The 18,440-nt window shown below is 62.8% G+C and carries 25 protein-coding genes and 1 tRNA gene; 17 read left to right on the plus strand and 9 right to left on the minus strand.

Annotated elements, in window-relative coordinates; all coding sequences use genetic code 11:
• Positions 1–8 precede the first annotated feature (8 nt).
• Positions 9–431, minus strand: a complete 423-nt coding sequence (locus LPA44_RS05700) for a Rieske (2Fe-2S) protein (protein WP_230888627.1) — start codon at positions 429–431, stop codon at positions 9–11.
• Between the two features lie 75 nt (positions 432–506).
• Complete coding sequence (locus LPA44_RS05705) at positions 507–932, minus strand: hypothetical protein (protein ID WP_230888628.1); 426 nt, start codon at positions 930–932, stop codon at positions 507–509.
• 97 nt (positions 933–1,029) lie between these two features.
• Here LPA44_RS05705 and hisC point away from each other — a divergent pair, with 97 nt between their 5' ends.
• Genes hisC through LPA44_RS05735 form a run of 6 tightly spaced genes read left to right on the plus strand, consistent with a single transcriptional unit; the run spans position 1,030 to position 4,693 of the window.
• Entirely contained in the window at positions 1,030–2,103 is a 1,074-nt protein-coding gene (gene hisC, locus LPA44_RS05710; protein ID WP_230888629.1) for a histidinol-phosphate transaminase, read from the plus strand.
• Complete coding sequence (locus LPA44_RS05715; RefSeq protein ID WP_230888630.1) at positions 2,100–2,606, plus strand: adenylate kinase family protein; 507 nt, start codon at positions 2,100–2,102, stop codon at positions 2,604–2,606. The genes hisC and LPA44_RS05715 overlap by 4 nt, the downstream gene beginning before the upstream one ends.
• Complete coding sequence (locus LPA44_RS05720) at positions 2,603–3,202, plus strand: CDP-alcohol phosphatidyltransferase family protein (protein WP_230888631.1); 600 nt, start codon at positions 2,603–2,605, stop codon at positions 3,200–3,202. The genes LPA44_RS05715 and LPA44_RS05720 overlap by 4 nt, the downstream gene beginning before the upstream one ends.
• 48 nt (positions 3,203–3,250) lie before the next feature.
• Positions 3,251–3,784 (plus strand): multiprotein bridging factor aMBF1, encoded by a 534-nt coding sequence (locus LPA44_RS05725; protein ID WP_230888632.1) that lies wholly within the window; start codon positions 3,251–3,253, stop codon positions 3,782–3,784.
• A gap of 39 nt (positions 3,785–3,823) precedes the next feature.
• A complete protein-coding gene (gene tpiA, locus LPA44_RS05730) occupies positions 3,824–4,471 on the plus strand; it encodes a triose-phosphate isomerase (RefSeq protein ID WP_230888633.1) in 648 nt (215 codons plus the stop codon).
• A gap of 42 nt (positions 4,472–4,513) precedes the next feature.
• Positions 4,514–4,693, plus strand: a complete 180-nt coding sequence (locus tag LPA44_RS05735; RefSeq protein WP_230888634.1) for a hypothetical protein — start codon at positions 4,514–4,516, stop codon at positions 4,691–4,693.
• Positions 4,694–4,719: 26 nt separating this feature from the next.
• Here the strand turns inward: LPA44_RS05735 and LPA44_RS05740 are convergent, their stop codons facing one another.
• The 3 genes from LPA44_RS05740 to dinB all read right to left on the minus strand — a co-directional run bounded on the left by LPA44_RS05740 (position 4,720) and on the right by dinB (position 7,994).
• Positions 4,720–5,166, minus strand: coding sequence for a universal stress protein (locus tag LPA44_RS05740; protein ID WP_230888635.1), 447 nt, complete (start codon positions 5,164–5,166; stop codon positions 4,720–4,722).
• 63 nt (positions 5,167–5,229) lie between these two features.
• Positions 5,230–6,624 carry a GntP family permease gene (locus tag LPA44_RS05745; RefSeq protein ID WP_230888636.1) on the minus strand — a complete coding sequence of 465 codons (1,395 nt, stop codon included), beginning with the start codon at positions 6,622–6,624 and terminating at the stop codon, positions 5,230–5,232.
• Between the two features lie 113 nt (positions 6,625–6,737).
• Positions 6,738–7,994: a DNA polymerase IV gene (gene dinB / locus LPA44_RS05750; RefSeq protein WP_330166483.1), complete on the minus strand. Its 1,257-nt coding sequence runs from the start codon at positions 7,992–7,994 to the stop codon at positions 6,738–6,740.
• Between the two features lie 453 nt (positions 7,995–8,447).
• Between dinB and LPA44_RS05755 the strand changes: the two genes are divergently transcribed.
• Positions 8,448–9,599: a Cdc6/Cdc18 family protein gene (locus LPA44_RS05755; protein WP_230888637.1), complete on the plus strand. Its 1,152-nt coding sequence runs from the start codon at positions 8,448–8,450 to the stop codon at positions 9,597–9,599.
• A 195-nt stretch (positions 9,600–9,794) separates the two neighbouring features.
• Here LPA44_RS05755 and LPA44_RS05760 read toward each other — a convergent pair whose 3' ends face one another.
• Positions 9,795–10,562, minus strand: a complete 768-nt coding sequence (locus LPA44_RS05760; RefSeq protein ID WP_230888638.1) for a GTP cyclohydrolase III — start codon at positions 10,560–10,562, stop codon at positions 9,795–9,797.
• Positions 10,563–10,695: 133 nt separating this feature from the next.
• Between LPA44_RS05760 and LPA44_RS05765 the strand changes: the two genes are divergently transcribed.
• From LPA44_RS05765 to LPA44_RS05795, 8 genes are all read left to right on the plus strand, one after another.
• Positions 10,696–11,646, plus strand: coding sequence for a hypothetical protein (locus LPA44_RS05765; protein WP_230888639.1), 951 nt, complete (start codon positions 10,696–10,698; stop codon positions 11,644–11,646).
• A gap of 49 nt (positions 11,647–11,695) precedes the next feature.
• Entirely contained in the window at positions 11,696–11,830 is a 135-nt protein-coding gene (locus tag LPA44_RS18055) for a hypothetical protein (RefSeq protein ID WP_269069752.1), read from the plus strand.
• Positions 11,831–12,008: 178 nt separating this feature from the next.
• A complete protein-coding gene (locus tag LPA44_RS05770; RefSeq protein WP_230888640.1) occupies positions 12,009–12,590 on the plus strand; it encodes a SprT-like domain-containing protein in 582 nt (193 codons plus the stop codon).
• A 30-nt stretch (positions 12,591–12,620) separates the two neighbouring features.
• The gene (locus tag LPA44_RS05775; protein WP_230888641.1) at positions 12,621–14,216 is read left to right on the plus strand and encodes a hypothetical protein; all 1,596 of its coding nucleotides are present in this window, start codon (positions 12,621–12,623) and stop codon (positions 14,214–14,216) included.
• A 691-nt stretch (positions 14,217–14,907) separates the two neighbouring features.
• Positions 14,908–15,075 carry a hypothetical protein gene (locus tag LPA44_RS05780; protein ID WP_230888642.1) on the plus strand — a complete coding sequence of 56 codons (168 nt, stop codon included), beginning with the start codon at positions 14,908–14,910 and terminating at the stop codon, positions 15,073–15,075.
• A gap of 5 nt (positions 15,076–15,080) precedes the next feature.
• Positions 15,081–15,416, plus strand: coding sequence for a type II toxin-antitoxin system RelE family toxin (locus LPA44_RS05785; protein ID WP_230888643.1), 336 nt, complete (start codon positions 15,081–15,083; stop codon positions 15,414–15,416).
• Between the two features lie 144 nt (positions 15,417–15,560).
• On the plus strand, positions 15,561–15,731 hold the full coding sequence (locus tag LPA44_RS05790) for a hypothetical protein (RefSeq protein ID WP_230888644.1): 171 nt from the start codon (positions 15,561–15,563) through the stop codon (positions 15,729–15,731).
• Between the two features lie 65 nt (positions 15,732–15,796).
• Positions 15,797–15,991, plus strand: coding sequence for a hypothetical protein (locus tag LPA44_RS05795; protein ID WP_230888645.1), 195 nt, complete (start codon positions 15,797–15,799; stop codon positions 15,989–15,991).
• A 250-nt stretch (positions 15,992–16,241) separates the two neighbouring features.
• Here the strand turns inward: LPA44_RS05795 and LPA44_RS05800 are convergent.
• A tRNA-Trp gene (locus LPA44_RS05800) sits at positions 16,242–16,418 on the minus strand.
• Between the two features lie 96 nt (positions 16,419–16,514).
• Between LPA44_RS05800 and LPA44_RS05805 the strand changes: the two genes are divergently transcribed.
• Positions 16,515–16,817, plus strand: coding sequence for a hypothetical protein (locus LPA44_RS05805; protein ID WP_230888646.1), 303 nt, complete (start codon positions 16,515–16,517; stop codon positions 16,815–16,817).
• A 37-nt stretch (positions 16,818–16,854) separates the two neighbouring features.
• A complete protein-coding gene (locus tag LPA44_RS05810; RefSeq protein WP_230888647.1) occupies positions 16,855–17,061 on the plus strand; it encodes a hypothetical protein in 207 nt (68 codons plus the stop codon).
• Here LPA44_RS05810 and LPA44_RS05815 read toward each other — a convergent pair.
• Both LPA44_RS05815 and LPA44_RS05820 read right to left on the minus strand, forming a co-directional pair.
• Entirely contained in the window at positions 17,058–17,282 is a 225-nt protein-coding gene (locus LPA44_RS05815; protein ID WP_230888648.1) for a DUF5795 family protein, read from the minus strand. The genes LPA44_RS05810 and LPA44_RS05815 overlap by 4 nt on opposite strands.
• 45 nt (positions 17,283–17,327) lie before the next feature.
• Positions 17,328–18,212 carry a DUF5794 domain-containing protein gene (locus LPA44_RS05820; protein WP_230888649.1) on the minus strand — a complete coding sequence of 295 codons (885 nt, stop codon included), beginning with the start codon at positions 18,210–18,212 and terminating at the stop codon, positions 17,328–17,330.
• Positions 18,213–18,440: the final 228 nt, after the last annotated feature.

Below are 18,440 nucleotides of genomic sequence, written 5' to 3' on the forward strand. Positions count from 1 at the left end.
TCTCGCGCTTAGAACTGAAGATGCGAAGTCGAACTCGGGCCGCCATCGTCGGCTTCGTCCTGTTTCAGCCCGTCGTGGAGGTAGCGCACGTCGTCGTCCGTGAGGTACACCTGGCCGTCCTCGACGGTAATGTCGACGTCAACGAGCGTCGTATCCGCGGCTTCGCCGTTGTCGCAGTGGCCGCTGCACGTGTCGAACATCGACCCGTGCTTCGGACAGACGACCTCCCCGTTCCGCACGACCGCGCCGACGCCCTCGCGGTAGAGCCGCTGGGCCTCGTGCGTGCAGCGGTTCACCCACGCCTCCACGCCGTCCTCACAGGGCACCAACAGCACTTCCTCGTCGCCGCCGTGTTCGTCCCGCACCGTGAACACCCAGCCGCCCTCCTCGTGAACGTCTGCGACGCTCGTCACGCGATAACGACTCGTCATAGCGGTAGAGGCGGCGCCGACCCCGTTAATTCCAACGGTCACGGCGGCAAGCGGGGAAAAGTGCCTTCGGCCGGCTCAGAGCCCGCCGGTGGCGAGCGCACCTGCATCGAGCAGCAGGAGGACGGCAACGGTGGATGCGCCGTAGAGGATGGAGGTAGCGTCTTCACCGTCTTCGAGTTTGCCGGCGGCGACTTCGGTGAGACCGGCAAGAGCGAACCACAGCACGAGCATCGCCAACACGAGATGGCCCTGGCCAGTACCCGTGAGAACGCCACTCTCGGTGTAGCCAGCGAGCGTGAGCATGTAGCCGCCCGAGAGGAAGAGAACAGCGGCGCTGACGCGGGAGACCTTCCGGAGCGTCCCGACGAACGACTCGCGAGCGCTCGCGGACAGCGTCCCGCCGATTCCGGGCAGCGTCGCCGTCGCGAACAGCACGCTCCCGGTCCAGAGGCCGGCGAACAACAGGTGGAACGCGTAGACGACTGTCTCGATGACTGTCATGGCCCTCAGTTGTTGGCGTGTGGTCGTAAAACGCCGGGGTTGCGGCGGACGCCTCCGTGAGGGCAATCTTAAGGCACGCCCGCTATTCGATTCGGGCATGGAACTACGGGACCTCTCCGACCATGTGGAGTACCGGGCCGGTCGGGGTATTGAGGAGGTTGCGCGCGAACTTGGGCGCGATCCTGCGGAGTTCGTGAAGCTCTCCTCGAACGAGAACCCCCACGGTCCGAGTCCGAAGGCTGAAGCCGAAATCCGTGAGACCGCTTCGGAGGTCCACCGCTACCCGAAGGCCGTCCACGCCGACCTCACGGCCGCGCTCGCCGACCGGTGGGACGTTGCCGACGAGCAGGTGTGGCTGGCGAACGGCGGCGACGGTGCGCTCGACTACCTCGCGCGGGCGACGCTTGCGCCGGGCGATCGCGTGCTCGTGCCGACGCCCGGTTTCACGTACTATGGGATGAGCGCGCGCTTCCACCACGGCGAGGTTGCCGAGTACGATGTCCGGACCGACGACGGGTTCGCGCTCACTGCCGAGAGCGTGCTTGACGCGTACGACGGCGAGCGCGTCGTCTACCTCACGAGCCCGCACAACCCCACGGGACATCGGTTCACGCTGGACGCGGTCACGGACATCGCAGATAAGACCGACGAGGATACGCTCGTTGTCGTGGACGAGGCGTACGGTGAATTCACGGACGCGCCCTCCGCCGTCTCCCTGCTTGACGAGCGCGACGATATCGCGGTGCTGCGGACGTTCTCGAAGGCGTACGGGCTCGCGGGCCTCCGGCTCGGCTACGCGCTCACGCCACCGGAGTGGGCGGACGCGTACGCTCGCGTGCAGACACCGTTCGCCGCGAGCGCCATCGCGTGCCGCGCTGGCACCGCCGCACTGGACGACGACGAACACGTCGAGCAGACCGTCGACAGCGTCGAGTGGTCCCGGCAGTACATGTACGACGAACTCGACGCACCGACCTACGAGAGCCACGGGAACTTCGTGCTCGCGAACGTCGGCGACGCCACCGAAGTTGCGGACGCCGCGAAGCGTGAGGGTGTCCTGATTCGGGACTGTTCGAGTTTTGGGCTCCCCGAGCACGTCCGCATCACGTGTGGGACCCGCGAGGAGACCGAGCGCGCGGTCGCCGTGCTCAACGAGGTGCTCGCAGAATGAGAGTCGCCGTTACCGGAACGCCGGGCACGGGGAAGACGACCGCCACAGAGCACCTCGATACCGACCTCGACATCGTCCACCTCAACGACGTTATCCAAGAAGAAGGCCTCTACACCGAGGTCGACGAAGCCCGCGACAGCAAGGTCGCCGACCTTGACGCCGTCCGCGACTGGCTGGAGGGGCGCGAGGACGTGCTCGTGGAGTCTCACCTATCGCACCTATTGGACGCCGACCGCGTAGTCGTGCTGCGGTGCGCGCCTGGCGAACTGGAGCGCCGCCTCATCGAGCGCGGCGAACCCGCAGAGAAAGCCGAGGAGAACGCTGAGAGCGAGGCGCTGGATGTTATCCTCTCGGAGGCCGTCCGCGAGCACGGGAAACCTAACGTCTACGAAATCGACACCACCGACCGCGACCCGGAGGTAGTCGCCGACGACATCGAGGCCGTGCTCGCAGGCGAACGCGACCCCTCCGCGGGCGAGGTGGACTTTACCGAGTACCTATGACCCTCGACACGTACCGCGACCTCGCGACGCGACTGATGCGGCCGTGGGTACGCGCCGCCGTCAAGGTCGGCGCGACCCCGAACGCGGTCAGCGTCGTTGCGTTCCTGTTCGCGGTTGCGGCCGCCGCCGCGTTCTACGTCGCGTCGCCGTTGATGTACGCGGTCGGCGCGCTCTGCGTCGTCGTGAACGGCTGGCTTGACCTGCTTGACGGCGCGCTCGCCCGAGAACTCGGCACCGACTCCGTGGCTGGCGACCTCCTCGACCACGTGCTGGACCGGTACGCTGACGTGGTTATCGTCGCCGGCCTCGCCGCCGGTATTGGCCGCTACGACCTCGGTCTCGCCGCCGTCACGGGTGTGTTGCTCACGTCGTACCTCGGGACGCAAGCGCAGGCCGTCGGCCTCGACCGCGTCTATGGTGGCCTGCTCGGGCGCGCGGACCGCCTCGCGCTTGTCGGCATCACGGGCGGGCTCTCCGTGTTCATTCCGGCTGCCGGCGGGTTTTCGCTGGTTGCGTGGCTGCTCGCGCTGTTCGCCGTTGTTGGCCACCTTACCGCGATTCAGCGGTTCGTCTCCGCGTGGCGCCAGCTCTCTTGAGGTCCCCGCGGCGTGCCATTTAAGCGTCGTCCGCGGCTACCTGTTAGTATGGCTCAGTGCGAGATGTGTGGCAAGGAGGTCTCGTCCCCGAAGACCGTCAAAATCGAGGGGGCGGAAATCGACGTCTGCGACGACTGTTCGGACTTCGGCACGACAGTCGAAACGGAGTCCTCCAGCACCACCAGCACCAAGTATTCGACGTCTTCATCTAGTCAGTCCTCCGGCGGCTCTACGTCCTCGTCCAGCGGCGGGTCCTCGGGCGGTCGCCGCCGCCGCGACATGTTCGACGAGATGGAAGAACTCGCCAGTGACTACGACGAACGCATCCGGAAGGCCCGCGAGACCGAGGGGCTCAGCCAGGAGGAACTGGCCGACGACCTCAACGAGAAGGCCAGCGTCATCCGGAAGCTCGAACGCGGCGACAGCCTCCCCAGCGACGACGTCCGCGAGAAGCTCGAGAACAAGCTCAGCATCTCGCTGACCGAGTCCAGCGGCGACACCGACGAGGACTGGTCCTCGAGCAGCGACAGCGCGGGGCTGACGCTTGGCGACAAGGTTCGCCGGAAGAGCGACGACAGCTAAACCTACAGTTTTTTCGCGCGGGAGAACGCCGGTGGGGACGTGTTCGTACTCGTCAACCTGAAGGCGTACCCTTGCGACCCGGTCGCGGTCGCGGAGGCCGCCGCCGACGTCGCCGAATCGACAGACACGACCATCGCCGTCGCCCCGCAGCCCGCGGATCTCACGCGGGTCGCGGAGACCGGCGCGACGACGTACGCCCAGCACGTCAGCCCCGTCGAGCACGGCAGCCACACGGGCAGCGTGCTCGCCGAATCCGTCGCGGACAACGGCGCTGTCGGCACGCTCCTCAATCACTCCGAGCACCGCCGCAAGCTCGCGGACATCGACGGCAGCCTTGACGCCGCCGAGCGCGTCGACCTCGACACCGTCGTCTGCGCGAACAACCCCGAGCAGGTCGCGGCCGCCGCCGCGCTCGGCCCCGACGCCGTCGCCGTCGAACCGCCCGAACTCATCGGCACCGGAACGCCCGTCTCGCAGGCCGACCCGGATATTGTTGAGGACGCGGTCGCGGCCGCGGAAGCCGTCGACCCGAGCGTCGACGTCTACTGTGGTGCCGGCATCAGCACGGGCGACGACCTCGAAGCCGCCCGTGAGTTGGGTGCCAGCGGCGTGCTGCTCGCCAGCGGCGTCGCCAAGGCCGACGACCCGCGTGCCGCCCTCGAAGACCTCGTCGAACCACTCGAGTGACGCCAACATAACGCTGAAGGCGGCGACAGTCGACTGCCCGGTATGGCTGCCCGCGACCTCCTGTTGTTCGGCATCGCCGTGATCCTCGCCAGTGGATTCGTCCTCATCCACGACGTCCTTCGATACAACCGTGGCACCGAGCTCACCGTACTGTTCTACTTCGGTATTTTTCTCGGACTCGCACTCGCGCTCCTCGGCACACTAGTGTCCAGCAGCGACTAAGGCGTCGAAAAAAGCGAGGTATCGGGTTACGCGGTGAGGACGGTGACGGGGTCGTCGTAGTCGAGGATGACTTTCTGCGTCGCGTCCCCGAAGATGGCCTTCCCCGTCGGCGAGCGCTTGCGGCCCGCGAGGAAGACGTGGTCGCAGCCGTACTCTTCGGCGGCTTCAAGGGTTTTACCGGCCTTGTTGCCGAGGTAGCCGGCGGTCTCGTACTCGACGTCGAGGTCCGCGAGAATCTCGTCGGCGAGGTCCTGCGCGAACTGCGCGGCCCCTTCTTCGGCTTCGCCGGGCGAGTAGCTCGCTGAGCCGTTCGGAATCGCTTCCATCGCTTCGCGGCGCCCGCCGTATTCGTCCTCGGTGGTGACGTGAATCACCACGAGGTCGGCGTCGACGCCCGCCGCGAGCGTGCCTGCCTCGTGCAGGAGGTCTTTCGCTGCGTCGGTCGGGTCGATAACTGCGAGTGCGCGGTCCATGAGTGTGTTCTCGTTGTGGGTTGTGATTTGTTTTCGGGGCGATACGACGAAGCAGCCGTTCGCTTACACAAGCGGCAGCACGGAGGACATGATGAGCACCGACACGAGCCCGGTGACGGAGATAATCGTTGTCAGTGCGGTCCACGTCTTCAGCGTCTCCGCTTGTGTGAGGCCGCCGATTTCCTTCACGAGCCAGAAGCCCGAGTCGTTGTACCACGAGCAGATGTTCCCGCCCGCGCCGATGACCATCACGAGGTACGCCGCGCTGACGTCGAGTTGGCCGGTCAGGGGCGCCATGATGCCAGCGGCGGTCAGCATCGCGGCGGTCGCCGATCCCTGCGCAATGCGGACAATAGCGGCGATGAGCCATGCGGTGACGAGCAGGCCGATGCCGAAGTTCTGCAGGATGTCGGCGATGTACGGGCCGATGCCGGAGGCGGCGAGCAGCGCACCGAACGCGCCACCCATCGCGGTGATAGCGGCGATGTTGCCACCGCTTCTCAGTGCTTCAGTGAGTTCGTCCTCCCAGACGGACCGCGAGAGGCCGGTCCAGCGGAGGTAGGTGACGGCGGCTGCCATCGCGGCGATGGTGAGTGCGACGTTCTTGTCGCCGAGGAACGCGACGACTGGTTGAACTAGTTCCAAGATAGGGTACCAATCTTGGAATGCGCTGACAGCAGTAGCCGACCCGACGAGGCCAACTGCGAGGAGGATGGGCGCGATGGCCTCGAGGACGCCGGGGAGGTTCGTGGTGTCGCGCTGGGCGCGCTCCTCCAGCTCCTCCGTGGTGGTGCCCATTGCGTCCCGCAGCGGGATGTCGAGGCGGGCGTTAATCCAGCGGCCGTAGATGAGGCCGCCGACGATGGCCGCGGGGATTGCGGTGGCGACACCGACGAGGATCGTGATGCCGAGGTCGACGCCGATTTCGCTGGCGACGGCGAGCGGGCCGGGCGTCGGCGGGACGAACACGTGCGTGGTTGCCGCACCGGCACCGACCACGACGAGGTAGAGTGCGTAGTTCTTCCCGACGCGGGCGCGCATCGAGCGGGCCAGCGGCGCCATCAGGTAGAACACGCTGTCGAAGAACACTGGGATCGCGAGGACGGAGCTGCTACCCCAGAGCGCGAGGTCGGAGTTGCCTTCGCCGACTAGCGACTGGAACCCACGAACGATGCGCTGGGCAGCCCCGCTCTCTAGCATTGACTTCCCGATGATGGCAGCCATCAGGATGGGGATACCGATGCCGGCCATGTTGTTACCGAAGGCCGTCGCGGTCCTCGCCGCCGCGTCGGCCATTGCGAAGTCGGGGACGAAGACGGCGTTGACGAGGCCGACGGTGAACGCCGCGATGGCGAGCCCGACGAACGCAGGAAGGTCCAAGAAGACTAGTAGCATCACGACTACGGCCAGCCCGGCCGCGAACGTGAGCAGTGGACTGTGTGCGAATTCAATTGCCATGTGTTACGATTTATCAGGCAATCCCAGCACCCCAAAAAAGTTTTTATTCGATACCGGAATAATTCCGACAGGCCGCCCCTACAGGTCATATTTCTGACCTTCGAGGCGGCTACTTAATCGAAGTCTTCGAGGGACACCTGGCCGCGGCGCTGGTCGTCATCGGAGCGGTTGCGCCTTCGCACGGCATCGGTCCGGTCGATCTCGGTGTGGGAATCATCCGTACAGCTGTCGCTCTCGAAGCCGTCGAGGCTAGCCTGCTCGCGCTCGGAGAAGTCCAGATTCGAGACGCGGACGCCGACCTTTCGCACGGACTCGCCCTCGAACTCGCCGAGGAGGTCCTGCGTGACGTCATCCACGAGGCCGGCGTCGTCCACGGGCCCGGGCAAGGATTCGGCGCGCGTATGGACGTCGAACGGCGGCGTCACCACCTTAATTCCGATAGTACGGTAGAAGGCGTCCTTCCGGGTGGCGCGGTCCGCGACCGCCTCCGCAAGCGTCGCCACCTGCTCGCGCACGCGCTCGAAGTCATCGGTCGCGCCGTCGAAGGCGGACTCCCGGGAGAGGCTCTTGGGCTTCCCGCGCGGCTCGACGGGCCGGTTGTCCTCCCCACGGGCGCGCCGATAGAGGTCCCGGCCGCGGTCACCGAACCGATCGGTGAGCTCGTAGGGGTCCGCGCTGGCGAGGTCGCCCGCAGTCTCGATACTCATCTCGCGGAGTTCCCGCGCGCGAACCGGGCCGATGCCGTGGACGTCCGCGACGTCGATTGGCGCGAGAAACTCCCGGACTTCGTCGGGCTCGACGACCACGAGGCCGTCGGGCTTGTCGTAGTCGCTGGCGAGCTTCGCGGTGCTCATGTCGGGCGCGACGCCGACGCTCGCGGGCACGCCGACCTCGCGGTGGATGCGCTGTTTGACGTGGCGCGCGAATCCGTCGGCGACGTCCCACGCGGTCCGGTCGGTAACGTCGAGGTACGCCTCGTCGATGCTTACCTCGCGGACCGTATCGCCGAGCTCGTAGAGGATTTCCTTGACCGAACTGCCGACGTCCTGGTAGAAGTCGAGGTCCACGGGCCGGTAGTAGCCCGCGTCCGGATTGTCGGGCTCGTCGGCCTTCCGCGGGAGGTTGTCGAGGGCGGCACCGATCGCTTGCGCGCTCGCGACGCCGTACTCGCGGGCCTCGTAACTGGCGGTGGCGACCGCGCCGACGGTCTCGCCTGGCTCGTAGCCCATGCCGACGACGACAGGTTCGCCACGCAACTCGGGTTCACGACGGCGCTCGCAGCTGGCATAAAAGCAATCCATGTCGACGTGAAGTATCACGGGATTGTCGCCGCCAGTACTCGCGTCGTGCGTGAAATCGTCGAGTGTCACCCCGAATCACCACGGAAACAGCGCGGAGACTGATTCAAGTTGACTCGCTGGATGCGTGGACACGATTCGAGGGGTTGGGTGGCTGATCGAGGGCTTCGGAATCCAACAATGACCGAACTCGAACCACTCACGCTATACGACGCGTTGGAACTATATACTAAAGTCAGTAGCGGCAATCTCTTTGAGAGCTCTGTTGAAGTTAGAGAGTTCAACTCGCCTTCTTCATCCAAGCACCCACACACCGGATTTCGAGTGTCTAACACCCGCCCCAGTTTTCGAGTGTCTTTTGGCGAGAGTGAGGTCATGAGATTACAGAGATCAGCGGCGAGAAACCCCCAAATCAACTACATTACGAAGCCACCCACACACCAGTTTTCGAGTGTCTTTTGCGTATAGGGACGTTTGTCTGATATAATCCATACCCCCATGTCTAACGAGAATCTTTTCACAGACATGAGCAGCGTCTATAAGAATCGTTCCGTCCTTTCAGAGGACTATCAACCAGAGGCCATCCTCGAACGAGAGGACGAGAAACAGGCCTACGGTGCTGCGCTTAGCCCAATTCTGAACGGAGGCAAGCCAAACAACATCTTCGTTTACGGGAACACAGGCGTTGGGAAAACCGCAGTCACGCGGTATATGTTTAGGCAACTAGACGATCGACTCAACGACGAGGACAAAGATTTCACCGTCGTCTGGCAAAACTGCCGTAACCAGACAACGTCCTACCAAGTGGCCGTATCGCTCGTAAACGAACTAGCACCACGCGGCGAGGAAATCCCCGAGACAGGGTATGCTCCACCGCAGGTCTACAATATGCTGTTCGACTTACTTGACGATGCCGGTGGAACAATCTTAGTTGTACTTGACGAAGTTGATGCCGTCGGTAGTGACGATGACTTGCTCTATGAACTCCCCCGTGCGCGAGCAGAAGGCAATCTCAAGGATGCTCATGTAGGTGTAGTTGGCATTAGCAACGACTACCAGTTCCGTGGCCAACTCTCCCCACAGGTGCAAGACACACTCTGCGAGAAAGAAATCACGTTCCCTGCCTACGATGCAACTGAACTACAGACAATCCTAACTGCGAGAGCGAAGGCCGCATTCGATAATGACGCGTACGATGAGGCAATCATTCCACAGGCTGCTGCAATGGCAGCGAAAGACTCAGGAAGTGCGCGACAGGGACTGGACCTGCTGCGCGAGGCCGGCGATCTCGCTGCTGAGGAAGAACGTGTGATTGACGAAGAGACTGTTCGAGAAGCAGTGGACCGGCTGGAACGAACGAATGTACGGCGGTCAGTGCAAGACCTAACAAATCATGCACGACTTGCACTCATTAGCACAACGTTAAAGACAGTAGAAGAAAAAGAACGTAGTAGGACGAAGAATATCTACGAGAAGTACGCGGTACTCGCAGAAGAGAATGGCGACGACCCGCTCGGATACCGGTCGTTCCAGAATCGCTTGAACGACCTCTCGATGATGGGATTTTTGGACCGTAGTACGGTCAACAAGGGCGAACGCGGCGGAAAGTCCTACACATATTCGGTCACGAATGATCCAGATGTAATTCTCGACGCAGTCAGCGAACTCAACTACTAGCCGCAGATTATCGCCGCCACTACTTATCTGAGAAGACAGTCGAAAACTGGGGTGGAGGGGTTACAGAGTCACGCTTTCTGTACACGAGACATCGGAAGTGTAATGCGCTCCTCGCGTGCTGGCGCACCGGGGAGTCGCTCGCCGTCGACCATCACGCGTGATTCGGGCGCGACGAGCAAAAAACGGCCGGTCCGGTCAGGGCTCGGGGACGACTTCGACGTCGGTCTCGTGTTCGCGGGCATCTTCGAGCGCGTGCTTGGCGCCCATGCCGGCGTCGTGCGGGGAGACGCCGTACCCGACGCCGACGCGGACGTCGACGTCGGCGGTGTCGTGGACGTGCTCGATGGCCTCCTCGTAGTCGGCGGGCGTGAGGTCCGGGCAGACCGCGATGATGTTGTCGCCCCCGACGAAGAACGAGAGGGAGTCGTGGGCGTCGTGCATGTGCTGCATGAGCGCGGCGTATCCCTGCTCGATGTGGACGAACGACGAGTATGCGTCGAGTTCGTCGGTGTACGTGCCGGTGGCGTCGACGACGTCGAAGTGAGCGATCTGGATGTCGTCGTCGGTGCGCGTCTCTTCGTCGATGGGCTGGCCGAGGAGTGCTTCGCGGCGGTCGGCGTCCTGTGCGCTGCCCTGTTCTTGGAGGGCGGCGGTCGCCTCGACGAGTGCGTCGGCGGGCGACGAGCCGGTGCCGATGGAGAGGCTGACGGTGACCGGGTAGCGGTTGCGGATGGACTCTTGGATCCGGGCGTGGTCTTCGAGGTCGAGTCCGTTGCTCACCGCGATCATGTTGTCGAAGCGCGTGAAGAAGATGTAGCCGTCCCGCATCCCGAACGCCTGCGAGAGGTCGGCGTAGAGGCGGGACTGCATCGTCTGGAGGTCGACTTCGCGTCGCGGCGACGGCGTTACGGTCCACGGGCCGTAGTTGTCGAGTTGGACGAGAGTAACCTGCGTGTTCGTCACGGTTACCGACACTCGGCCCCACGGAGGTATATCGGTTGTGGATTGCGTTCCAAAAATGACGGGCGTCTGGGAGAGGGTCGCCTCCGGAGTGCGAATCGAAACCCCCAACCGCCGACTATGGATACACGGCAGCGTGCTCGGAACCCTCCGCCGTACCGGATTCGCCGCGCTGGCGCTCGCACCCGCGATCCTCCTCGCAGGCGCGGCCACAACGCGGACCTTCACTGGCAGCACGACGGCAGCCCGGACCGCCATCGTTCTCGCCGCCAGCGCTGCCGTCATGGCGGAACGCGACGCCCTCGACGCCGTCCGTCCCGCCGCCACGTTCCGCGTCCGCGATGCCGGCGTCACCGTCGCCGCTACTGCGCTCGGTAGCGTCGCGACGTACGCGCTCAGCGTGCACGCCGACCTCGGCCCCGTGCTCGCCTCCGCAGGCGTCGGCCTCGTTGCCGGCCTCGCCGCGCCATCCATCGCCGTCGCCGTCTACTGCGGGTCGTTCGTCGGTATGGCGTCGCCTGCGCTCTTCCCCACGTCCGTCGGCGTCGCGACGGCCGGATTCGCTGCGGGCGTCGGCCTCGTCGCCGCCGATGGCGTCTTCGACGGCGTCGGTGGAAAACTCGGTACGCTCGCGTTCGCGGGCTGTCTCGCTGCCGCCGCCACGATGCCCGCCTCCTTCCCCTCAGGGACCACACTCCCCACCAGCACGCTTCTCGTAGCCGCGCCTGTCGCCGCCATGGCGGCCGTCGTGGCGTTCCACCTCCACACCGAACGCGGCCACAGCACGGTCGTCGCGTCCGCGCTCGTCGGCGTGTTTGCTGTCATGCTCCGTCCCGGATTCTCGCTCGTGACCAACGCGCCGCTCGCCACGGTCGCGTTCTGCGCGTCGTTCGTCGGTATGTCGGCGCCGCGACGCCTCCACAGCAATCGCGTCGTCGCCCTCGCGGGCGCACTCGCGGCCGTCGTCTTCCTGCTTACGTCGCCCGTGTTCGGCGGCGCTGGCGGCAAACTTGGCACGACTGCATTTGTCGCGTGCACGGCCGTCGTCGGCGTCGGCGAAGTCCAAGACCGCCTTCTGACCGATTAGCTGTCGTTCGGCCACAAGCCTCGACATCCACCCCTCCAAACGGCCACGTATGCCAGAGTGTCCCGACTGCGGCGGCGAACTCGTCGTCTCGGCCGACAACAGCGACTCCCGCGGCACGACCAACGTGTACGAGTGCAACAATTGCAACGAGCTATTCGACGTCGAGGAAATCGAAGCCGACTGAGTTTCGAAGTATACCGTTCTGTTCCCGAATTCGCCCGTTCGAATTCGATGTTCCAGCGATAGTGTTCTCGTCGACCAGCCAGCGGTGAACACTGGCGTGGTTCGAGGATGTGGCTTTTGACGGTGGCCGTCGACCCATAACGCTACTATGCCAGGGCCGAAACTCACGCCCAACCACGATGACGTCCGGGACGCCGACGCTGGAGACGGACTTCTACGCGGTCGACCGAGATGTCTCCGTCCCGGAGTTTCTCGCGGTCGCGAAAGTGTATGCCCGGGACGTCGTCGACGCCTACGACCTTGCGGTGACCGTGAGCGCGCTGGAGTGGGAGGTCAGCAAGCGCGCGAAGCGCCGCGCCGGCGCTGTCAAATACTACGGCGAGCACCCCGAAACCGTATCGCTGACTTGGGAGTACTTCCAGGAGCACGGCTGGGGTGCCACTGCGGACGTAATTCGCCACGAATTGATTCACGTGCACCTGCTGAACGAAGCTGGCGACGCCAGCCATGGCGACGCGTTCCGCGAGCTAGCGACCGAACTCCAAACGTCGGTGACCTGTGAACGGTTTGCCGATCCGAATTGGTGGGTTGTGTGTGAGTCCTGTGGGAGTGAGATGGCGCGCTACCGGAAGTCGAAGCTCGTGAAAAACCCTGGCGAGTATCGCTGTGGTGGGTGTGGTGGCGCGCTCACGTCGATGAACGCTGAATCTCGGGCCTCCGACAGTCGCACCCCCCGCAATCATAATACATCCCGGGAGTAAGGTGGTGTTATGGGTTCGTGGAGTGGGTTCGTGCAGCGAGTTCGTTGCGAGGACTGGCAGGTCGCTGTAGTCACGGTTATCGCGGTTGTCGTGACCGTGGCGCTGGCGGGCTGTCTCGGGTTTGGCGGGGGGAGTAGTCAGTCAGTATCGGACGTACAGGTTGCATCGGCTGAGGGCGATGGAGTGGCTGTGGCGTTTAACTACTCGGTGACTGCTAACACAACTGCCGTATTTGAAGCCCCGAATGGAACCGTTCTCATGGAGCAGCGTCTCTCACCGGATAGCGCGCGCAGTACGCTGTCTCTTGGGGGGCTACAGCCTGGCGAGTATGAGCTCGTTCTCCGCCAGGGGGACAAAACAATCGCGTCACGGACCACGACCTTTGCGGGTGCTGACCCGGAGATCACGGCTGTCAGCCCAAATTGGTCCGGGAATACCCTGGAATCCGTCGTCGTGACCGTCCAGAACAACGGTGACCTTCCAACGTATATTCGGAATGCGACAGTTTCGGTTCGTGGAACGGCAGTTACACAGTCGTTCTCACAGCCGGTTCCAGCGAACGAGTCACGGCAATTCAACGTCTCAACGACCGATAGTGAGCCGCTGACAATAACGGACGCTGGGACAGTTAACGGCTCTGTTGAGGTACAGACTACTCACGGGCCGCTTACGGGTGCGTTCCAAAGAACGTTCCACGGGGCGAATCTCACGTTCACGACGGTAAATGAGACGTGGAATGGGAGTCGGCTGGAGCAGGTTACAGTCTCCGTCCAGAACGACGGCGACCTCCCAACGACCGCCAACGTGACCATTCAGCGTGCCGGAGAACAACTAGCGCCTGTGGGTACTAAGCAAATCCCTGCCGGATGGACGAAATCGTTTGAAACCACGACAGCCAACCCAATCTACGCTGCTGACTTTGGTGAAACAACCTCCTTTGTTGTCGCTGCCAACGCTTCGACGCACCGGATAACCCGAGACGTTACACGGGACATCCCCCCTGCAGAGATTTCGATCGAATCGATGACGCCAGTGTGGGAAAAAGGCCAGCTGGCGGCCGTTGAATTTAACGCGACGAATGCGGAGCACGTCGCAGTTGACACGGAGGCGCACATATCGCTTACTGGAACCTCCGTGACGACGTCGTCGTTCTCGCTGCCCGCGTCTTCGACGAAACAGTACACTATCGGTGGTGAGGACACCACAGACGCGCTCTTCACGCCAACAACCCGCGGTACCAAGGACGTGAAACTGACGCTCACCGGCGGCGGCACGTCAGACTCCACGACAGCCGCAACGGTGTTTGATGGACGAATCACCTCGATTTCAGCGACGTTTGCTTCGAGCTACGACGACGATACTGCACAGATGAGTGCCGTGAACTTCGACGTACAGAACACTGGCTACATCCCGATCGGCTACGACTCAGCCGAAATTACCATCGACGGGACAACCCGAACTGACTTTCTCGTGTATGAACACGGATTAGCACGCGATGATTCGACATCCGAGCATCTCTCGACAGATCTCACAGTTTCGAGTGGAATGCACGAGCTCACGATTCGATTGATAAACGACGGCGAAACCGTCTTAGTCGAATCCGCAACGGTCGTCACGACCGGCTGAGTAGCGGAACGAACATCACTCGAATCGAGCACTCTCAGGCTTGATGATTTTGTGGCTGTGGACTGTGTCGTGTGGCGGACGCGCTTCCTCCCACCCCTGAAGGGGTGGGCTTCCGTGCTGCTACCGCTGTGAGGGATCTACGCTGGTTCTTTGCCCTATCTTCTACAAGGAGAGAATCCCCGTCGTTTACGGTGTTGACGAGACGCGTTGGGTCTCGTTCGCACACCAGAACGCAAAGCGTTCTGGGGACGGGCGTGGATCCAACAACGCCGACACAAACCTCGTTCAGCAGCAATACGGATATTTACGTAGAATCGTATCGTAGAGTGACATACACCGAGGCGGTCACACCGCCCACTCAAATGCACAATATCGGGACTCCGAGGCCCAAAACGTTTGAGACACCCTCTCGAAGGGCTGTGGTGTCTCGGTCAGAAGATAACTCCGAGTCCCCTCTGGAGATAGGAGTAACGGCGGTGTGGCCCCGTCCTCAGAACGCTTCGCGTTCTGATGGGCTGCGCAAGAGCCCTGCTCTTGCGAACGCCATCGGCCTGTCTTGTCGATAGGTCGCAAACCAGCAAATAGTCCAACTCAGCGGTGCGGTGCCGTGGGGCGCCTCGCCGTTTACCGCGAGGAGGAGGTCACCCCGGCGACCAAGGGCTTATTGTGCCGGCCGGCATACCACGATGTAATGGCTACCAACGACGAAGGTAGCGTTCACGAGCCCGATGAGGGTGATATGCTTCCGGATGAAGCGGCAGTGCTCCCTGAGCGAGGCGAACGCCTCGACGAGACTGATGAGGACGATTTACTCACGACTGAGGAAGCTGCCGACCGTCTTGGCATCGATCTGGACTAAAAGGCGTGCCGGAGGCTCCAGACGCACTTCGCATTCTCCCCGCCGTCATCGAGGACGACCTCGCTTCCATTCAAGCTCACAACCCTGACCACGCAGAGCGGATTCTCCAGAAAATCAACGACTGGGAAGACAAGATTCAGTGGGGGCGAGTGCCCCAAGAGCATCTTACGTATCTCGCTGGCTCTGCTGAGTACAACTTTTACCGGGAGCGTGTTGGAAACAGCGGCTATCGCGTCGTGTATGAAATCAGTGATGGGCTGATGGCTGCCGTTGCCGTGTTCCCGAAAGACGACAACGCCTACGATTTAGACGAGTTCGCTCGCCGCACCGACCGCGCTTGACAGCTGCCGTCTTGGCAGTTAGTATCCGGGCGTCTGGACATCACACGCCGTCGCTTACGGTACCGTCGACTGGCGAATAGCGTTGGTAGGTACAGAGAATTGTCCTATCGAATAGTTCATGTTGGATGGCTGTAGAGTCATCGTATGTCCGACCGGACCGACCGTTTACTCGCCCTCCACGTGATATTGATGGCGTTGCTTGTCGTTTCACAGACGACCGTCGTTCCACGAAACCAGACTTTGGGTTCGATTGGCGTGCTATTCGGAGCGATTGCCATTGTGTTCGCGCTCGCGGAGCTCAAAAACGCGTCCTGAATTCAGTCGTCGGAAACAACAGGCCTGGCAACAGATTTATCGTTTCGCCAATCGCCGCTTCTGCTATGGGAAGCCCGTTGAGCAATACCCTCCACACTCAACAGTTTCAAGATGCCCTGTTCATACTCGGTGGTATCGGTGGATTCCTCTTCATTACCGGGTTCACGGGGTACGGCAACTTCGCAACGACCCTCCCCGGAGTAATATTACTCGCGCTGACCGGATACCTCGGATTTCGGTTGAGTCGGTCGATGAATTAGCATCTCTACTAATCTCCTATTTCGTTCATCAAGTCACACCTCAATAACGCCGGCGAGCGGCAAGCATGGCCAGTCAATAGCCTCTCCAGCAGCACCTGCCGGTACTTCTTTGAAGACAGGCATCACATATCTCATCGCCTGATAGCGACGACCACCATCCGATAGTTGGTTCAATTAAAGACTGCAAATTCGGAGTTACGTAAAACAAACCCGCCGCTATACGGGGATTATTGGTCGGAAGATGAAGTAATGGGGCCGGAGGGATTTGAACCCCCGATCGACTGATATCTCCGGTGCGCCTCGGAACTCCAGAGGGTCGTCGTCGCGGACCGATGATCAGTCGGCCGCTCGGTATACCAGTCTGGAATTTCGTCCCGGGCGCGTGGCCTCTGGAGTCAGTCGCCATCCCTGGCTTGGCCACAGCCCCTCGCGTTCCTTCGTACGGTGATTTGTCCTAAGTGCGTTTCGATTCGGCGTCTCAGGTCACCACCGACAAGGCAAACCCAGCCGTATCGGGGATAGTATGATTGTACGCATGTGGCATGGGTGGACCGAGCCCGCCGACGCTGACGAGTATGAGGCGTTCGTGACCGAGACGGTGTTCCCGGACGCGAAACGCGACATCCCCGAGTTGGAGAGTTTCGAGGTGTTGCGCCGCGATGCGGGCGACGAGGTAGAGTTCGTGACTATCGCGCGGTTCGCGTCGTGGGACGCAATCGAGTCGTTCGCGGGCGAGGAGTACGAGACCGCGCACGTTCCCGACCGCGCGGAGGCGCTGCTTGCGCGCTACGAGGAATCGGTCGCGCACTACGAGGTTCGCGCGTAGCGATTGGTCTTTCCGGGCCGAGAGCGAATCCGGAGGCATGACGGAGTATCCGATTGTGGTCCGGGAAATCGGCGGGAAGATGCGACTCGGCGTTGAGGAAGCAGAGGCGTTGGACGCGGACCTCCGTGAGGTTGTCGCGGAGGCTTACGAGCGAATCGACGTCCAGGACTGCGGGGATGGCGAAGTCGTCGGGCACGTGGTCGCGAGCGGCGACGAAATAGAGGACGTGCGCTGGAGTCGCTAGTCTTCTCGGGCGCTCCACTCGCAGTCTTGGCATTTGTAGCCGGTGACGAACTCCGTCACCGAGGGCATGTAGCCGACGGAGAGGACGTCGCCGCCGCATTCGGGGCAGTCGCGGTCGGCGTCCTCGATGGGTTCGGCGTCCATCACGGACTCGCCTTCGACGAGCTCCGCGAGTTTTTTCGGGGTGACCATGCGGCCTTCGACGACGCGGTTGTCGGACATACCGGCGGGACGGCCGCGGACGGCTAAAGACTTCTCCTCGCTACCTCACAGCCAGGGCGCGCGTTCTTCGGCGCCGTCTTCGCCGGGGTAGCCGTAGGCGGCTTCGTCGTCGTCGGGGTCGCTGCCGCCGTCGGGCGTCGCGGCTGGTGCGGTGCTGTCGGGGCCGTCGTCGGCGGCTGGCGGGACGTCTGGGGTGTCGACGTCGGCTTCCTCGGGGTCGAACGCGAGGAGGCCAGCGACGGCGAAGACGACCAGTGGCGCTTGTGAGGGCACGAGTCCGAACACGGAGAGTGCGAGCGTGCCGAGTGCGACGGCGCTTCCGAATCGGAAGCGGTCGATGTCGACGACCTGGCGGAGGTACGGTTGGAGTGCGACGACTGCGAGTGCGAAGCCGACGGCGACGCCGCCGGCGGCTGCGGCGCGCAGCATCAATACGGGGTCGGACTTGAATACGAGTTCGGCGCCCGCGGGTTGGACGCTTGCGACGAATCCGAGGCCGATGATGATGCTGGGGGAGGGGAGGTAGTCGCCGATGGTGGAGCTGGCGGTCTTTGCGGCGATGGCGAGGATGACGATGGCGGCGAAGCGCTCGAAGGTGGGGATGTCGACGATGGTCGCGATGGTGGGCGCGAGCGCGGCTTCGGCGGCGGCGACGAGTATTAGCGGCGTGCCGACGACGAGGACGGTGATGGCTTGGGAGCGTGGGTCCTCGTCCATCTCTGCGAGGATGACTGCGAGCGTTGCGCTCCCGCCGAAGACGAGCAGCCCGATTTGGGCGATGCCGATGTACGTGTCGAGTTCGCCCGCGAGCACGAGGGCGGCGAAGATGCCGTCCACGAGCGGGAGCAGCATGACGGTAGCGAGTAGTCGCGTGTCGCCGCCTACGCGTTGCTCTAGGCGGAGGGCGACGGGGTGGCGTGAGCTACTCATGAACTACCGGCCTAACCTAGACGAACTTTGGTTGGCCCGGCGATGCGGGGACGCGCGCGGCGTCGAGGGCGCGAGTGCCGGCGTTCCGAGCCAGAATGTGTCCATCAGTTTGCCGAAAAATGTGCGTGCGGCGGAGTCGACGGTGTGGTTACCGGCGGTACGCACTGCCTCGGGACTGATGGAGTCCATATGTACAACCATTAGGGTCGGATGCATAAAGATTGCGTG

The organism is Halobacterium sp. KA-4 (assembly GCF_021028995.1).
GTDB lineage: Archaea > Halobacteriota > Halobacteria > Halobacteriales > Halobacteriaceae > Halobacterium.

Bases quoted from the DNA above. Each gene is read 5' to 3' on its own strand.
- LPA44_RS05700 (WP_230888627.1), bottom strand. From the start codon at position 431: ATGACGAGTCGTTATCGCGTGACGAGCGTCGCAGACGTTCACGAGGAG.
- LPA44_RS05705 (WP_230888628.1), bottom strand. From the start codon at position 932: ATGACAGTCATCGAGACAGTCGTCTACGCGTTCCACCTGTTGTTCGCC.
- hisC (WP_230888629.1), top strand. From the start codon at position 1,030: ATGGAACTACGGGACCTCTCCGACCATGTGGAGTACCGGGCCGGTCGG.
- LPA44_RS05715 (WP_230888630.1), top strand. From the start codon at position 2,100: ATGAGAGTCGCCGTTACCGGAACGCCGGGCACGGGGAAGACGACCGCC.
- LPA44_RS05720 (WP_230888631.1), top strand. From the start codon at position 2,603: ATGACCCTCGACACGTACCGCGACCTCGCGACGCGACTGATGCGGCCG.
- LPA44_RS05725 (WP_230888632.1), top strand. From the start codon at position 3,251: ATGGCTCAGTGCGAGATGTGTGGCAAGGAGGTCTCGTCCCCGAAGACC.
- LPA44_RS05735 (WP_230888634.1), top strand. From the start codon at position 4,514: ATGGCTGCCCGCGACCTCCTGTTGTTCGGCATCGCCGTGATCCTCGCC.
- LPA44_RS05740 (WP_230888635.1), bottom strand. From the start codon at position 5,166: ATGGACCGCGCACTCGCAGTTATCGACCCGACCGACGCAGCGAAAGAC.
- LPA44_RS05745 (WP_230888636.1), bottom strand. From the start codon at position 6,624: ATGGCAATTGAATTCGCACACAGTCCACTGCTCACGTTCGCGGCCGGG.
- LPA44_RS05755 (WP_230888637.1), top strand. From the start codon at position 8,448: ATGAGCAGCGTCTATAAGAATCGTTCCGTCCTTTCAGAGGACTATCAA.
- LPA44_RS18055 (WP_269069752.1), top strand. From the start codon at position 11,696: ATGCCAGAGTGTCCCGACTGCGGCGGCGAACTCGTCGTCTCGGCCGAC.
- LPA44_RS05770 (WP_230888640.1), top strand. From the start codon at position 12,009: ATGACGTCCGGGACGCCGACGCTGGAGACGGACTTCTACGCGGTCGAC.
- LPA44_RS05780 (WP_230888642.1), top strand. From the start codon at position 14,908: ATGGCTACCAACGACGAAGGTAGCGTTCACGAGCCCGATGAGGGTGAT.
- LPA44_RS05790 (WP_230888644.1), top strand. From the start codon at position 15,561: ATGTCCGACCGGACCGACCGTTTACTCGCCCTCCACGTGATATTGATG.
- LPA44_RS05795 (WP_230888645.1), top strand. From the start codon at position 15,797: ATGGGAAGCCCGTTGAGCAATACCCTCCACACTCAACAGTTTCAAGAT.
- LPA44_RS05805 (WP_230888646.1), top strand. From the start codon at position 16,515: ATGATTGTACGCATGTGGCATGGGTGGACCGAGCCCGCCGACGCTGAC.
- LPA44_RS05810 (WP_230888647.1), top strand. From the start codon at position 16,855: ATGACGGAGTATCCGATTGTGGTCCGGGAAATCGGCGGGAAGATGCGA.
- LPA44_RS05815 (WP_230888648.1), bottom strand. From the start codon at position 17,282: ATGTCCGACAACCGCGTCGTCGAAGGCCGCATGGTCACCCCGAAAAAA.
- LPA44_RS05820 (WP_230888649.1), bottom strand. From the start codon at position 18,212: ATGAGTAGCTCACGCCACCCCGTCGCCCTCCGCCTAGAGCAACGCGTA.